The sequence below is a fragment of the Pseudomonas sp. FW305-7 genome, from assembly GCF_058786735.1.
This window is the reverse complement of the sequence record NZ_JBYSZA010000020.1, coordinates 14,074-30,446: the sequence shown is the minus strand read 5'-3', so window position 1 is coordinate 30,446 and position 16,373 is coordinate 14,074. Positions and strand designations below refer to the sequence as shown.

Here is a 16,373-nt window from a genome sequence, read left to right as displayed (position 1 = left end):
CTTGCCTTACTAGACGGTTTCCTACGCTAATACTTGTCAAAAATGAGATTCTCGTGCTCCCATAGCTCTCTGAGAGTGGCACAGAGTCGGTGTCGCGACAATTGTTTCGCAGGACACGGAAAAGGATAGGTAAGTGATTACTAGGATTGTCTTCCCAACCAATGAAATAAATCTTCGGTCAGTTGACTCTGACGATTCAGTAAAGCCGTACAACATATTTGGCGTTGATTCACTTTCATTGTTGATTGGGAACAACGGGGCGGGGAAGACTCATGCGTTCAAGGACCTGATTCATGAGTTTCGGCAAGGTGGTATTGCAAAACTTTCGAGTCGGTGTGTTTTTAAAGCTGAACCTAAAGATGGTGCTATTGAAAACTACCTCGAGAAAGATTGGGGGCTGATATATTTCACGCCGGTACCACACGGAGGTAGAGTGCACCGTTCAAACAAAATTTGCGACGCCTCTCCCAAAGCCAATCATCCATTGGATGCATTTGACTTGAAGGATCAAACGGATCTTCTCAAAGGGTTTGGAGTCAAAACAAAATTAAAAGCATTCTTGCGAGTTGATCGAAAAAAAGTTATTTGCTATTTGTTGGATATCGCATCTTCGATAACAAATGATGAATGTGGTGAGCGGCTGCTGGGTAGTGAATTTAAAGTATTCAAGGCGCTATGTGCGGATATAAAGGACCGAGGGTCCGCGTTCGGCATTGTTGCTGCCCTATCGTTGCGAAAAGGCAAAAGCAACGGGCCTGTTTCGAAAGCATTGCATACGTGTATCGCTGCACTGGATGAACGTTTTTTTACAGATTTTGACCTCGTCGAAGTGTTTTCGGTATTCGCGGTTATTGAAGATCAAATGAGTACTAAGCTCCAGCGACCGCGTCTGGTCGCAGATGCTATACGCTTTCGATTTGGCATTGAACTAATGGATGGTCTCGGTCAGGGGATAAGCCCAATCATTGCGAGAGAGTTTTTGCAGAAGTGTGATGACTTGCAGGAATTTATAAGGAAAAACCATATAAAGATAACAAAGAGTCCAACTTTTGGCTTTTCTTTTGCGCTGGGCGATTCAATGGACCGTGCCTGGCTTGGAGGCGGTTTTATATCTCGAATTTTAAATTTAGGCTGGGAAGGTTTGAGCTCCGGTGAATGGGCACTGCTCAGCCAAATGTATCTTATATCGCGTGCTGTGGGCGGTCTTGTCGAAAATGGTGCGAAATCTGTGCTGATTTTGATTGATGAGGGTGATGCGTTTCTGCATCTTGAGTGGCAGCGTCGTTACATCGGAGAGATTGATAAATTTCTGTTTAAGACTAAAGAGCGGTTAGGGTTGAATACTGTACAGGTCATTATTGCTACGCATTCGCCACTGCTGGCGTCCGACGTCCCTTCTGAATATGTTTGTCGCCTAGGTGAAGGACCACAGGAGCAAGTTCCAAGTTTTGCTGCGCCGTTGCAGACCTTGCTCAATCTTTCATTTTCTGCAAAGTCCATTGGTCAGCACGCGATTGAGACAGTGAACAAAACAATTGGCAGGATCGAAAGTCGTTCAATGACAGATATGGATCATTATGTGGTTTCCATTGTCGATGATCCACTCATTAAAGGAGAGTTAAAGCGTCTCATGCAGCAGAATGGTTACCAATAATGATAATCTCGATTGTTGATAATTGGAGTTTGGTTAAAAAGTCGCATCGTGAATTTCTTGGAAAAAAGATAAATAAGTTTTTGAAGTCAAAGGTTGTTCGTTTGGGGCCGCCTCTACCGGTTCATTGTTTTATTTATCAAGCGAGGCGTGACATACTTTCTGGCTCTCATGCTGCGATGAAGCGCTCTATACAGCTATATAAGTCATACATTGGTCGCATGGCTTTGCCTGATCAGGTCTTGTTTAAAGAAGTGTTGACGGAACTGTTCAATTATAAAAGTTTTACATCGAAGGAAGGCGCCTGGAATGCCTACTCGCTGTGCAGTACTTCTCCAAGCCGAACATGCCCCTACTGTAATCAAGCATTTGCGTTTACGGTAACCGGAAGTCAGTCAGCTTATCGACCAACCTTGGATCACTTCTACTCTAAAGAGCATTATCCGCATCTGGCGCTTACGTTGAATAATCTGATTCCGAGTTGCTATGCGTGTAATTCCAGTTTAAAGGGAAGGAAGGACTTTTTCGGCACGCCACATCTTCATCCTCTGTTCGATGCGGAGAATGTCGAGTTCTACTTTGTGCACCCAGATCGAAGCGTCATGGATATCAGTGCTGATTTCGAAAACATCAAAGACAAATTAATTATCAAGGCGCGAGCACGTGTCCCCTGTGATAAAACGAAAAATTCGTTATCAACTTTTTTAGTAAATGAACGCTATCTTTACTCCTCTCTTGAGGCTGTCAAATTTGCCAAGGCAAAAATATCCTTCGATACCAATGTGCTCTCATTGTTCGCGTTTCCGCGCGAAGCCATAGAACGCGAAATTCTTCAGTTTCACCCGAATGATTACAAGCACTCCATTCTGGGGAAAATGTACGAATGCATATATATGGAGTTGGAGAAGGCCAAGGCCAAGGCCAAGTCCTGACGGTGCGCTCCTGTCTTTAGATTGGCACAGCATAGAGCTTGCAACGTCCAGAGGTGTGCGGAAGAGATGTTTGCTGTGTCGCCCTTTAGAAAGCGAAATCAGGAGACAAATATTTCTGCTGATGTGGTTGATGTCAATGCGATGGCACGCACTAATAAAGTGCAGCGAAGTGAGACGCGCCTAACAAAAAACAACTTACTCATATTTAATAATTAAATAGAAAATCGTCAGACAATTAGGCAAAAAATCACCGTCTAAAACATTCTTCCCACAGCGCACGCTTTGTTTACGGGAGTTTCCCGGAACAGTTCAATTTGATCTCAAAAAAATCCTTTACGACAGATTTCAAATTGTGTCAGGTTTCTTACGCCTTCATTGGGCGAGTGATAGGACAATCTCGCCAGGGGTTGTCGCTATCGGACAAAAACTGTTCCATTGCTAAACAAGGAAGTGTGTTTATGTCGAAAGTTAAAGCTAACGCTATTGATACCGCCGAACAGGCTCTTCTGCTGTCGGCGGCGCCGCAATCTCTGGCTGCAACCAGCGCTGCCTGGAACCAGATCAATAGCTTCAGCCACCAATACGATCGTGGCGGCAACCTCACGGTCAATGGCAAACCGTCGTTCTCCGTGGATCAGGCTGCGACTCAGTTGCTGCGTGATGGTGCCCACTGGAACGACTTGGATCACAGCGGCAAGATCGAACTGACCTACACCTTTCTGACCGCTAAAACCGCTAACTTCAGCGGCCTCGGTGTCACCGGTTTCAGTCAGTTCAGCGCCCTGCAAAAAGCCCAGGCCGTGCTCGCCATGCAATCCTGGGCCGATGTCGCCAATGTGACGTTCACCGAAGCTGCCCGAGGCGGCGATGGTCACATGACCTTCGGTAACTACAGCGGTGGCCAGGAGGGCGCGGCAGCGTTTGCATTCCTGCCGGGCACCGAGCCAGGTTATGACGGCCAGTCCTGGTACCTGACCGGCAGCGGCTACGACGTCAACAAGACCCCAGGCCTGAGCAACTACGGGCGTCAGACCTTGACCCACGAAATCGGCCACACCCTGGGCCTGTCTCACCCTGGCGACTACAACGCCGGCGAAGGCAATCCGACTTACAAGGATGCTTCCTACGGGCAAGACACCCGCGGTTACAGCCTTATGAGTTACTGGAGCGAGAGCAACACCAATCAGAACTTCAGCAAGGGCGGCGTAGAAGCTTATGCCTCCGGCCCGCTGATGGACGATATCGCTGCCATCCAGAAGCTTTACGGTGCCAACACCACCACCCGTACCGGTGACACCACCTACGGTTTCAACTCCAACACCGGTCGTGATCACCTTAGCGCCTCGTCGTCGGCGGACAAGCTGGTGTTCTCGGTGTGGGATGCGGGCGGCAAAGATACTTTGGACTTCTCGGGTTTCACTCAGAACCAGAAGATCAACCTCAATGACGCCTCGTTCTCCGACGTTGGCGGCCTGGTGGGTAACGTGTCCATCGCCAAGGGCGCGATCATCGAGAACGCCATCGGCGGTTCGGGCAACGATCTGCTGATCGGCAACAGCGTGGCCAACGAACTGAAGGGCGGTGCCGGCAACGACATCCTCTACGGGGCTGGCGGTGCCGACAAGCTGTGGGGCGGCGCGGGTTCGGACACGTTTGTGTTCGCAGCCAGCTCCGACTCCAAGCCGGGTGCGATCGATCAGATCCTCGATTTCGTCAGCGGTCTGGACAAAATCGATCTGACCGGCATCACCAACGGCGCCGGCCTGCACTTTGTCAGCAGCTTCACCGGTGTAGCCGGCGATGCGATTCTGACTTCGTCGGGCGGTAACAGCCTGCTCTCGGTGGACTTCTCCGGGCACGGCGTGGCCGACTTCCAGGTCAGCACCGTTGGCCAGGCAGCGACCAGCGACATCGTGGCTTGATGTGAAACAGGGAAGCGGCGCGTGATGCGCCGCTTTCTTCGCTTGCATCGTTCAGCCCGGTGGGCAAGGCTAAGCGCCGGAGTGAAATTTCCTATGAGTCGAAACGTTTTTACCTACATGACACAGACGTGGCTGATGGCGACGCTGATGATGATTACCGGAGAAGCAAGCATGGCAAGCAGCCTCAGACTCGAAGATCCCTCGGTATTTGCCGGTCAATGGCAGGCGACGCTGAACACTCGCGAAGACACCGCTGAAGCGCAAAAGCTGCAAGACAAACCCTCCAATACCTGCGCTGTAGAACTGGCGCTGAACCAGACCGTCGGGGAGGGCGCCGATTGCCTCGCAGCCTGGCTGGAAGAAACGCCCATCGGTTGGTTTCCCGAACCGGACGGCATTTCCATCACTGGCAAGGAAGGCTCAAGAATCCAGTTCTTCAGCCGACAAGGTGACGGGCATTATCTGGCTACTTTGAAGTCGGGCCTGGTCATTATCTTGGAGCGCAAGGCGCCATAGTTGTAATTGCCAAGTAGGCGACAGGTTTTTATATAAGGCACTGCTGTGTGGTTATAAGCGGCTGTCTTCAAAGCAACTGCACCGCATTAAATCGTGCAAGTTGTTATGAAATTGTAAGTACCCACAAAAAAGCAATTCCGGCATTGCCCGGATAACTAATTTGAAGTCTCGTCAATGATCGACGAGAGATATCTTTCAGGACGAATCAATGAAGATGGCGAAGGCCCCAGCCACCGCTCCCTTATTCAAGGCATTGGGCGACTATAAAAGCATTCTGATCAGCGTCGGCTGCTTTACCGCACTGATAAACGTGCTGATGCTGGTGCCGTCGATTTATATGCTGCAAGTCTACGATCGGGTACTGTCCTCGCAGAACGAAACCACCCTGGCGATGCTGTCGCTGATGGTGGTCGGTTTCTTTGCCTTCATCGGCCTGCTGGAAGTGGTGCGCAGCTTCATCGTGATCCGTATCGGCAGCCAACTGGAGCGCCGTTTCAACCTGCGGGTCTATCAGGCTGCATTCGAACGCAACCTGTTCAATGGCGAGGGCAACGCCGGGCAATCGCTGGGCGATTTGACCCACATTCGCCAATTCGTCACTGGGCCTGCGCTGTTCGCCTTTTTCGATGCGCCGTGGTTCCCGGTGTATCTGTTCGTGATCTACCTGTTCAACGTCTGGCTTGGCGTGCTGGCCACGGCGGGTGCGCTGTTGCTGATCGCCTTGGCCTGCCTCAACGAATACATGACCAAGAAGCCGCTGGGCGAAGCCGCCGGTTTCTCGCAGAAATCCAGCCAGTTGGCCACCAGCCATCTGCATAACGCCGAAACCATTCAGGCGATGGGCATGCTGGGTTCGTTGCGCAAGCGCTGGTTCCAGGTGCATTCACGCTTTCTGGGTCTGCAGAATCAGGCCAGTGATACGGGGGCGGTGATCAGTTCGCTGAGCAAAACCTTGCGCCTGTGCCTGCAATCACTGGTGCTGGGGCTCGGTGCGTTGCTGGTGATCAAGGGCGACATGACCGCCGGTATGATGATCGCCGGTTCCATCCTGATGGGGCGGGTGCTGAGCCCGATCGATCAGTTGATTGCCGTGTGGAAACAGTGGAGCGGGGCGAAACTGGCTTACCGTCGTCTCGATGCGCTGCTGCAAGCCTTCCCGCCAAGCGATGACGCCATGGCGCTGCCGGCGCCGAAAGGCCAGATCACCTTTGAACAGGTCAGCGCCGGCCCGCCGGGGCAACGCGCGGCGACCTTGCACATGGTCAATTTCAATCTGGGCGCAGGTGAAGTGCTGGGCGTACTCGGTGCTTCCGGTTCGGGTAAATCGACCCTCGCCCGTGTGTTGGTCGGCGTGTGGCCGACCCTCGGTGGCACGGTGCGACTGGACGGTGCAGATATTCACCGCTGGAACCGTGATCAGCTCGGGCCGTACATCGGCTACCTGCCCCAAGACATCGAGCTGTTCAGCGGCAGCATCGCCGAGAACATTGCGCGTTTCAGTGAAGCCGATCCGCAGAAAGTCGTGGCCGCCGCGCAACAGGCCGGCGTCCACGAAATGATCCTGCGCCTGCCGCAAGGTTACGACACGCAATTGGGCGAGGACGGCAGCGGTCTGTCCGGCGGCCAGAAGCAGCGCGTTGCTTTGGCGCGCGCCATGTACGGCACGCCAAGCCTGGTGGTGCTGGATGAACCCAACTCCAACCTCGACACCGTCGGCGAAGCGGCACTGGCCAGCGCCATCGCGCAGCTCAAGGCCCAAGGCACCACGGTGGTGTTGGTGACGCACCGGTCTTCGGTGCTGGCCCAGGCCGATAAATTGCTGGTGCTCAACGACGGCCGTTTGCAAGCCTTCGGCGCCAGTCAGGACGTGCTCAAGGCACTGTCCGGCGCCGCCAACGAGCAGCAACGCGAGAAACCTGCGCAAGCACCGGGCGGGCTCAGCATGAGCCGGCAGTACCAGCCCACGACAAGGAATTCGGGTGTATGAGCAGCGCAAGCATGAACACTGAAAACGAAGCGAGCATGGAACACGCCTACGTCACCGAACGCCCCGAGCGTGATGCGAAATTCTTCGCGCGCATGGGCTGGATTCTGGCGATTGTCGGCGCCGGCAGTTTCTTCACTTGGGCCGCATTGGCGCCGCTGGATCAGGGTATTCCGGTGCAGGGCACCGTGGTGGTCACGGGCAAACGCAAAGCCGTGCAGTCGATGAGCAGCGGCGTGGTCAGCCGGATTCTGGTGCGCGAAGGCGAGATCGTGAAGCAGGGGCAGCCACTGTTCCGCCTCGATCAGACCCAAGTCGCCGCCGATGTGCAATCGCTGCAGGCGCAGTACCGCATGGCGTGGGCGAGCCTGGCGCGCTGGCAGGCCGAGCGCGACAACCTCAAGCAAGTGACCTTTCCCGCCGAGTTGAGCAATGACCCGGACCCGCGTCTGGCGCTGGTCCTGGAAGGTCAACGGCAGTTGTTCAGCAGCCGCCGCGAAGCGTATTACCGCGAGCAGGCCGGGTTGCGTGCCAGCATCGAAGGCGCCACCGCGCAACTGGCCGGTATGCGCCGTGCGCGCACCGACCTCAATGCCCAGGCAGACTCGCTGCAACAACAGTTGAGCAACCTGCAACCGCTGGCTGACAACGGCTACATCCCGCGCAACCGCTTGATGGAATACCAGCGCCAGCTCTCGCAAGTGCAGCAGCAACTGGCGGAAAACACCGGTGAAAGCGGTCGAGTGGAGCAAGGCATTCTTGAGTCGCGCCTGAAGCTGCAACAGCACGGCGAGGAATATCAGAAGGAAGTGCGCACGCAACTGGCCGACGCGCAGCTGAAGAGCGTCACCCTGTCCGAGCAACTGACCTCCGCCGGTTTCGACCTGCAACACAGTGAGATCGTCGCCACTGCTGACGGTGTCGCGGTCAACCTCGGCGTGCACACCGAAGGCGCCGTGGTGCGTCAGGGCGAAACCTTGTTGGAGATCGTTCCGCAAGGCACCACCCTGGAAGTCGAGGGGCATTTGCCGATCAACCTGATCGACAAGGTCGGTCCGCACTTGCCGGTGGACATCCTGTTTACCGCGTTCAACCAGAGCAAAACCCCGCGTGTTCCGGGTGAAGTCAGCCTGATCTCCGCCGACCAGATGGTCGATGAGAAAACCGGCGTGCCGTATTACGTGTTGCGCAGCAGCGTCAGCGATCAGGCCATGGAAAAACTCAACGGTCTGGTGATCAAGCCCGGCATGCCCGCAGAAATGTTCGTGCGCACGGGCGAACGTTCACTCCTCAACTATCTGTTCAAACCGCTGCTCGACCGGGCCGGCTCTGCGCTGACCGAAGAATAAGGATGTTCGGCTGTATGAATAAGCTTTCCATGCTCGGGGCGGCATTGATGCTGCTCGCGAGTCACTCGGTAGTGGCGGCCATGGGGCCGTTCGAGATTTACGAACAGGCGTTGCGCAATGACCCGGTGTTCCTCGGCGCAATCAAGGAACGCGACGCTGGCCTGGAAAACCGTGCCATCGGCCGCGCCGGGCTGTTGCCGCGCATCGGTTACACCTACAACAAGGGCCGCAACACGTCGAAAGCGACTTCCCTTGATGACCGCGCGCGCAATCGCACTGAAGACCGCAACTACAGCAGTTATGGCTCAGCCCTGACCCTGCAACAGCCGCTGCTCGATTACGAAGCCTATGCGGCGTATCGCAAGGGTGTGGCGCAGTCGTTGTTCGCCGACGAGAACTTTCGCGGCAAAAGCCAGGAACTGCTGGTGCGGGTGCTGGACAACTACACCAAAGCCTTGTTTGCCCAGGACCAGATCGACATCGCCCAGGCGAAGAAGAAAGCCTACGAGCAGCAGTTCCAGCAGAACGAGCACATGTTCAAGCAGGGCGAGGGCACGCGCACCGATATCCTCGAAGCCGAATCGCGCTATGAGTTGGCGACGGCCGAGGAAATCGAGGCGCGCAATGAACAAGACGCGGCGCTGCGGGAATTGGGCGCGCTGGTCGGTGTGCCGGCGGTGGATATCGCTGATCTGGCACCGCTGGATCAGAACTTCCAGACCTTCGCGCTGATGCCGGCCAACTACGACACCTGGCACGAAATGGCGATCAGCAATAACCCGAACCTGGCTTCGCAACGCCAGGCCGTGGAAGTGGCGCGTTACGAGGTCGAGCGCAACCGTGCCGGGCATCTACCGAAAATCAACGCCTACGCCTCGATGCGCCAGAACGAATCGGAAAGCGGTAACACCTACAACCAGCGTTACGAAACCAACACCATCGGCCTCGAAGTAAGCGTGCCGTTGTACGCCGGTGGCGGGGTGTCGGCTTCGACGCGGCAAGCCAGCCGCACCATGGAACAGGCGGAATATGAACTGGACGGCAAGACTCGCGAGACGCTGATTGAACTGCGTCGTCAGTTCAGCGCCTGTTTGTCCGGGGTAAACAAATTGCGCGCTTACCAAAAGGCGCTGACCTCGGCGGAAGCGCTGGTGGTGTCGACCAGGCAAAGCATTCTCGGCGGCGAACGGACCAACCTCGACGCGTTGAACGCCGAGCAACAACTGTTCACCACCCGCCGCGATCTGGCGCAGGCGCGGTACGACTATCTGATGGCGTGGACCAAATTGCATTACTACGCCGGGACCTTGAATGAACAGGATCTGGCGCGGGTGGATGAGGCGTTTGGTGTTGCTCATCGTTAATGGGCAGGCCTTGAGACCGCCCCTCACCCTAACCCTCTCCCGGAGGGAGAGGGGACTGATTGGGGGATGCTTGAGAGATGCACCGACCTGAACGTACGGTGCTGAATCCATAATCGACCCGAACGTTCAGGTCGGCGAAAAATGCAAGACAGCGCGATCGGTGAGGGAATGAATAGGAAAAGTTACACGGTCCTGAACGTGGTGCTGAATCCATAGTCGATTCGGTATTTCAAGTCGATGTATAGCGCAAGACACCGCGGTCGGCTCCCTCTCCCTCTGGGAGAGGGCTGGGGTGAGGGCTTCAGGCAACACCGTAGAAAAACCTGCATAAAACAATAAAAGAGAGTGGTGAACATGGAAGTACGCATCAAGTCGATTTCGGTCGGCACCCTGTTGCTCGCAGTCTCCGTTTCCCAGGCCCAGGCGCAATACCTGGAAGTCGGCAAACCCGGCGATCCCGCCAGTTGGCGCAGCGCCGAGTTCCTGCGTGACTGGGGTCTTGAGCGCATGCAGGCCGACCAGGCCTACGCCGCCGGCATCACCGGCAAAGGCGTGAAAATCGGCGCCCTCGATTCCGGGTTTTACGCAGCCCATCCCGAGTTCGCCACTGACCGCTATCACCCGGTGTTGACCAGCGGAAGTTACGTCGATGGATCACCGTTCAACGTCGACGGCACCCTCAACCCCAACAACGATTCCCACGGCACCCACGTCGTCGGCACCATGGGCGCCTCCCGCGATGGCACGGGCATGCATGGCGTGGCGTACAACGCGCAGATCTACGTCGGCAACACCAACAAGAACGACAGTTTCCTGTTCGGCCCCAATCCCGACCCGCGCTATTTCAAAGCGGCCTACGACGCGCTGGCCGATGCCGGCGTGCGCGCCATCAACAACAGCTGGGGCAGTCAGCCGCCGGATGTCAGCTATCGCACACTGGCCGATCTGCACGCCGCTTACGCCCAGCACTGGAACAAAGGCACCTGGCTCGACGCCGCTGCCGACGTGTCGCGGCGCGGCGTGATCAACGTGTTCAGCGCCGGCAACAGTGGCTACCCGAATGCCAGCGTGCGCTCGGCGCTGCCGTACTTTCAGCCGGATCTTGAAGGTCACTGGCTGGCCGTGTCCGGGCTCGATCAGAGCAATCAGCAGAAGTACAACCAGTGCGGCCTCGCCAAATACTGGTGCATCACCACGCCGGGGGCGAAGATCGACAGCACCATCCCCGACGGTGGCTACGCGATCAAGTCCGGCACCTCGATGTCGGCGCCGCACGCCACCGGCGCGCTGGCGCTGGTGATGGAGCGTTACCCGTACATGAACAACCAGCAGGCGCTGGAAACCCTGCTGACCACGGCCACGCAACTCGACGGATCAGTCACTGACGCGCCCACCGAGCGGGTCGGCTGGGGCGTGGCCAACCTGAACCGGGCGATGCGCGGGCCGGGGCAATTGCTCGGCGCGTTTGACGCCAATCTGGCGGCCGGGCAGAGCGATGTCTGGAGCAATGACATCTCCGACAAGGCACTGCTTCAGCGCCAGAGTGAAGACCTCGCCGAACACTCAGCGTGGCAGCAGACCTTGCAAGACAAGGGCTGGCAAAACGGCGTTGCGGCCGGCGCCAGTCAGCAGGATCAGACCGATTACGCCATCGGCACGGCGCGTGATGCGGCAGCGGCGACGCGGGTTTATCAGGGCAGCCTGATCAAATCCGGCGCCGGACGCCTGTATCTCACCGGGGATAACACCTTCCGTGGTCCGACCACGGTCAATGGCGGCTTGCTGAGCGTCAACGGTGCGCTGGCTTCGGCGGTCACTGTCAATGACGGCGGCACGCTGGGTGGTTCCGGGCGGATCGCTGCGCTGACGGCCAACACTGGCGGTCGCGTGGCGCCGGGCAATTCCATCGGCACCTTGAACGTGGCGGGCGACGTTCACTTCGCGCCGGGTTCGACTTACGCCGTTGAGCTGTCGCCTACCAGCAGTGACCGCATCGTTGCCGGCGGCAGCGCCAGCGTCAGCGGCGCCACCGTCAGTCTGTCGCTGGAAAACAGCCCGACCTTGCTCAGCACCGCCGAGACGCAAAGCCTGCTGGGGCGTCAGTACAACATTCTGCAAGCGGCCGGAGGCATTCAGGGCCAGTTCGCTGCCGTGCTGCCGAGCTACCTGTTCATCGGCGGCAACCTCGACTACACCGCCAACGGCATCCAACTCGATATCGAACGTAACGCGAGTACGTTTGCCAGCGTCGGCCAGACCCCGAATCAGCGCTCGGTCGCTGCTGCGGTCGAGGGCCTGGGTGCCGGCAACGCAGTCTACGAAAGCGTGTTGCTGTCGGCCGACGCCGCCTCCGCGCAACAAGCGTTCCAGCAACTGAGTGGCGAGATCTACCCGGCTCTCGGTTCGATGCTGATCAACGACAGCCGTCAATTGCGCGATGCCGTGGGCGAACGCCTGCACGATGCCTCGGCAACCCAAAACAACGGCTGGATCAAGGCACTGGGCGCCTGGGGCACGACTGATTCGAGCCACGACACGGCGGGTTACAGCACCTCGCTTGGCGGCTTGCTGGCCGGTGTCGACGGCGCGCTGGACGAGCAGACGCGCATCGGTCTGGTTACCGGTTACAGCGACAGTTCACTGAGCATGGGCTCGGGCACGCACTCGTCGGCCAAGGTCGACAGTTATCACCTCGGCGCTTATGCCGGGCATGAAATCGGTGCCTGGCGCTTGAGCACCGGCGCGGCTTACAGCTGGCATCGCGCCGATGTGAAGCGTGATCTGCAATACGCCAACGTCAGCGCCAAACAGAAAGCCAAGGTCGATGCCGCCACGACCCAAGTGTTCGGCGAAGCGGCCTATCGACTGCACCTGCAACCATTGGTGCTGGAGCCGTTCGCCAATCTCGCTTACGTGCATGTGGACACTGAAGGCTTGACCGAGAAGGGCGACGCGGCGGCGCTGAAAAGCTCCGGCGATCAACGTGACGCGGTGCTGAGCACCCTCGGCGTGCGGGCGATCAAGACGTTCAACCTGGCGAATCAGCAGTCGCTGGATGTCAGCGGCCACCTCGGCTGGCAGCACAGCTTGAGCGACATCGAATCTGAACAGCATCTGCGTTTCGCCAGCGGCGGCGCGCCTTACAGCGTGGAGAGTTCGGCGCTGGTGCGCGATGCCGCGCTGGTCGGCGTGCAGGCCAGCCTGGCCTTGAGCAAAGACGTGCGGGTGAACCTTGATTACAACGGACAACTGGCCAGTCGCGAGAAGAGCCGTGGCGTTGGGTTGAGCCTGAACTGGCAGTTCTGAACCACGGATTCACGGCTGCTCACATACCTGTGGCGAGGGGATTTATCCCCGATGGGGCGCGAAGCGGCCCCCTGCGGTCTCTCAAAAAACCGAGTTGATTGATCGTTCCCACGCTCTGCGTGGGAACGCAGCCCGTGACGCTCCGCGTCACTGAACGCAGAGCGTCCCTGGAGGTATTCCCACGCGGAGCGTGGGAACGATCAGGATTTTTCGCAACATAACTAAGGAAGGTCGCTGGATGAATAACAATAAAACCCCCGCGCAAACGGGTGGCCGCTTTGCCCTCAAAACACTGACTTGCGCCGTGTTATACGCGCTCACCACCTGGGGCACGGCACACGCCGCGCCTTACGTGGAAAACGGTCGTACGGGCGATCCGTCAAGCTGGCGCAGCGCCGAGTTCCAGGCTGACTGGGGCTTGGGCGCCATTGGTGCCGATCACGCTTACGCCGCTGGCTACACCGGCAAAGGCGTGAAACTGGGGATTTTCGACCAGCCGGTTTACGCCGCACACCCGGAGTTCTCCGGCAGCAACAAGGTCATCACCCTGGTCACCAGCGGGATCCGCGAATACACCGACCCGTACATCCCGGTCAAAGCCGGGGACGCGTTCCGTTATGACGGTTCGCCCTCGGTCGGTTCCGACGGCAAACTCGGCGCCCACGGCACCCACGTCGGCGGCATTGCGGCGGGCAGTCGTGACGGCGGGCCGATGCACGGCGTCGCGTTCGGTGCGCAAATCATCAGTGCCGACAACGGCGACCCGGGCCCGGAGGACGGCATCGTGCGCGGTAACGACGGCGCGGTGTACAAGGCCGGTTGGGATGCGTTGATCGCCAGTGGCGCGCGGATCATCAACAACAGCTGGGGTATCGGCATCACCGACCGTTTCGACCTTGGCGGTCGCGACCCGGCGTACCCGCACTTCACCGTCAACGACGCGCAGGTACAGTTCAACGAGATCCGCACGCTGCTGGGCACCAAACCCGGTGGAGCCTACGACGGGGCGATCGCCGCCGCGCGTAGCGGTATCGTCACGATCTTTGCCGCCGGTAACGACTACAACCTCAACAACCCGGACGCCATCGCCGGCCTCGGCTATTTCGTTCCGGAAATCGCGCCGAACTGGATCACCGTCGCCGCGTTGCAGAAGAACCCGGATCTGGCCAGTGCCAACCCTTACATCATGAGTACGTTTTCCTCGCGCTGCGGCTACACCGCGAGCTTCTGCGTCTCGGCACCGGGTACGAAAATCTTCAGCTCGATCATCGAAGGCACCAACGCCGACAACCTGACCACCGGCTACAAAAATTACAACGGCACGTCCATGGCCGCGCCGCATGTGGCCGGTTCGATGGCGGTGCTGATGGAGCGGTTCCCGTACATGACCGGCGAACAGGTCGCCACCGTGTTGCGCACCACCGCGACCGACCTAGGCGCACCGGGCATCGACGCTTTGTACGGCTGGGGCATGATCAACCTGCGCAAGGGTATTGATGGCCCGTCGATGTTCGTCACCGAGCAGGATATTCCCGAGGAATTCCGTGTTCAGGGTGCCTACGGCTCCGGGCAATTCGTCGCCGACCTGCCGGGCATCGGCGCGATCATCGATCAGGGCAAACCGACCGAGCGCGTGTGCACCGACATCACCTGCGGCCTCGACACCTGGCGCAACGACATTTCCGGTCACGGTGGCCTGACCAAACAAGGCATCGGCACCCTGGTGCTGACCGGCAACAACACCTACAGCGGCCCGACCCTGGTCAATCAGGGACGGCTGGCCATCAACGGTTCGCTGGCCTCGGCAGTCACCGTGAATGACGGCGGTATCCTCGGCGGCAACGGCCACATCGGCGCGCTGTCGGTGAGCAAGGGCGGCACCGTGGCCCCGGGCAATTCGATCGGCACGATGAACGTCGCCGGTGACGTGACCTTCGCGCCCGGCTCGACCTATGCGGTCGAACTGTCGCCGACCAGCAGCGACCAGATCATCGCTACCGGTAAGGCTGTGATTGAAGGCGCGACAGTCACCATGTCGCTGGAAAACAGCCCGACGCTGCTGACCACCAACGAAGTGCAAAGCCTGCTCGGCACCCAGTACAACATTCTGCAAGCGGCGGGCGGTATTGAAGGGCGCTTCGGCCAGGTGTTGCCGGATTACGCGTTCCTCGGCGGTACGTTGGCGTACTCGGCGAACGGCATTCAACTGGCGGTGGGTCGTAACGACGCCTCGTTCGCCAGCGTCGGCCTGACCCCGAACCAGCGTGCCGTCGGTGCCGCTGCCGAGCGTCTCGGCGCCGGCAATGCGCTGTTCGAAACCCTGCTGCTGTCGCCAAACGCGGCGTCGGCGCAACAAGCCTTCCAGCAACTGTCCGGCGAGATTCATCCGGCCATCGGCACAATGCTGATCAACGACAGCCGTTACCTGCGTGAAGCGGTGGGCGAGCGCCTGCGTGAGCGTGATCTGTTCGACGCCGGTGCGCCGACCGATGATCGCAGCAACGCTTGGGTCAAGGTGCTGGGCGCCTGGGGCAAGAGCGATGGCGGGCATGACAATGCCGACTCCAACAGCTCAATCGGTGGCTTGCTGGCCGGTGTCGACGGCTTGATTGCTGAAGATACGCGCCTGGGTTTCGTTACCGGTTATAGCGACAGCTCGTTGAGCATGGGCAGTGGCACGCATTCGTCGGCGTCCGTCGACAGTTACCACTTGGGTGCGTACCTGGGGCATGAAATCGATGCCCTGCGCCTGACTGCCGGTGCGGCGTACAGCTGGCATCGCGTGGATGTGAAACGTGACCTGCAGATTGGGGACATCGGCAGTAAACAAAAGACCAAACACGATGCGGCGACGACCCAAGTGTTCACCGAAGCGGCTTACGATCTGCGCCTGCAACCGATGAATCTGGAGCCGTTCGCCAACTTGTCGTACGTGCATTTGAACACCGAAAGCTTCACCGAAAAGGGTGATGCGGCGGCGCTCAAGGGCGGTGAAGACAACCGCGATGTGGTGCTGTCGACCCTTGGCGTACGCGCCAAGCGCACCTTTGCACTGTCGGAAAAACATCAGCTGGAACTGGGCGCAAGCCTGGGCTGGCAGCACAACATGAGCAGCGTCGATGCTGACAGCCACCTGGCGTTCGCCAATGGCAACAGCGCGTTCACTGTGCAGAGTGTGTCGATGGATCGTGATGCGGCGGTGGTCGGCGTGCGCGCCGGGCTGGCGCTCAATCGCGATGTCCGGGTCAACCTGGATTACAACGGACTGATCGGTAACAACGAGAAGGACCACGGTGTGGGTCTGACCCTCGACTGGCAGTTCTAAAGGAGGGTGCTGGCAGTTCCAGAA

At 58.2% G+C, this 16,373-nt stretch carries 9 protein-coding genes; all 9 read left to right on the top strand.

Annotated features, from left to right (window positions below):
- Positions 1 to 133 precede the first annotated feature (133 nt).
- Positions 134 to 1,654 carry an ATP-binding protein gene (locus AC3WMT_RS21705; protein ID WP_103304959.1) on the top strand — a complete coding sequence of 507 codons (1,521 nt, stop codon included), beginning with the start codon at positions 134 to 136 and terminating at the stop codon, positions 1,652 to 1,654.
- Positions 1,654 to 2,583: an HNH endonuclease gene (locus AC3WMT_RS21700; RefSeq protein ID WP_103304958.1), complete on the top strand. Its 930-nt coding sequence runs from the start codon at positions 1,654 to 1,656 to the stop codon at positions 2,581 to 2,583. The genes AC3WMT_RS21705 and AC3WMT_RS21700 overlap by 1 nt, the downstream gene beginning before the upstream one ends.
- Before the next feature lie 458 nt (positions 2,584 to 3,041).
- Positions 3,042 to 4,505 (top strand): serralysin family metalloprotease, encoded by a 1,464-nt coding sequence (locus AC3WMT_RS21695; RefSeq protein WP_103304957.1) that lies wholly within the window; start codon positions 3,042 to 3,044, stop codon positions 4,503 to 4,505.
- A 93-nt stretch (positions 4,506 to 4,598) separates the two neighbouring features.
- Entirely contained in the window at positions 4,599 to 5,021 is a 423-nt protein-coding gene (locus AC3WMT_RS21690) for an AprI/Inh family metalloprotease inhibitor (RefSeq protein ID WP_158249177.1), read from the top strand.
- Between the two features lie 208 nt (positions 5,022 to 5,229).
- Positions 5,230 to 7,008, top strand: a complete 1,779-nt coding sequence (locus AC3WMT_RS21685; protein WP_103304956.1) for a type I secretion system permease/ATPase — start codon at positions 5,230 to 5,232, stop codon at positions 7,006 to 7,008.
- Positions 7,005 to 8,354 (top strand): HlyD family type I secretion periplasmic adaptor subunit, encoded by a 1,350-nt coding sequence (locus tag AC3WMT_RS21680; RefSeq protein ID WP_103304955.1) that lies wholly within the window; start codon positions 7,005 to 7,007, stop codon positions 8,352 to 8,354. The genes AC3WMT_RS21685 and AC3WMT_RS21680 overlap by 4 nt, the downstream gene beginning before the upstream one ends.
- Before the next feature lie 2 nt (positions 8,355 to 8,356).
- Positions 8,357 to 9,718 carry a TolC family outer membrane protein gene (locus AC3WMT_RS21675; RefSeq protein ID WP_103304954.1) on the top strand — a complete coding sequence of 454 codons (1,362 nt, stop codon included), beginning with the start codon at positions 8,357 to 8,359 and terminating at the stop codon, positions 9,716 to 9,718.
- Positions 9,719 to 10,072: 354 nt separating this feature from the next.
- On the top strand, positions 10,073 to 13,024 hold the full coding sequence (eprS, locus tag AC3WMT_RS21670; RefSeq protein ID WP_103304953.1) for an autotransporter serine peptidase EprS: 2,952 nt from the start codon (positions 10,073 to 10,075) through the stop codon (positions 13,022 to 13,024).
- A gap of 238 nt (positions 13,025 to 13,262) precedes the next feature.
- The gene (locus AC3WMT_RS21665; protein ID WP_103304952.1) at positions 13,263 to 16,349 is read left to right on the top strand and encodes an autotransporter serine protease; all 3,087 of its coding nucleotides are present in this window, start codon (positions 13,263 to 13,265) and stop codon (positions 16,347 to 16,349) included.
- Positions 16,350 to 16,373: the final 24 nt, after the last annotated feature.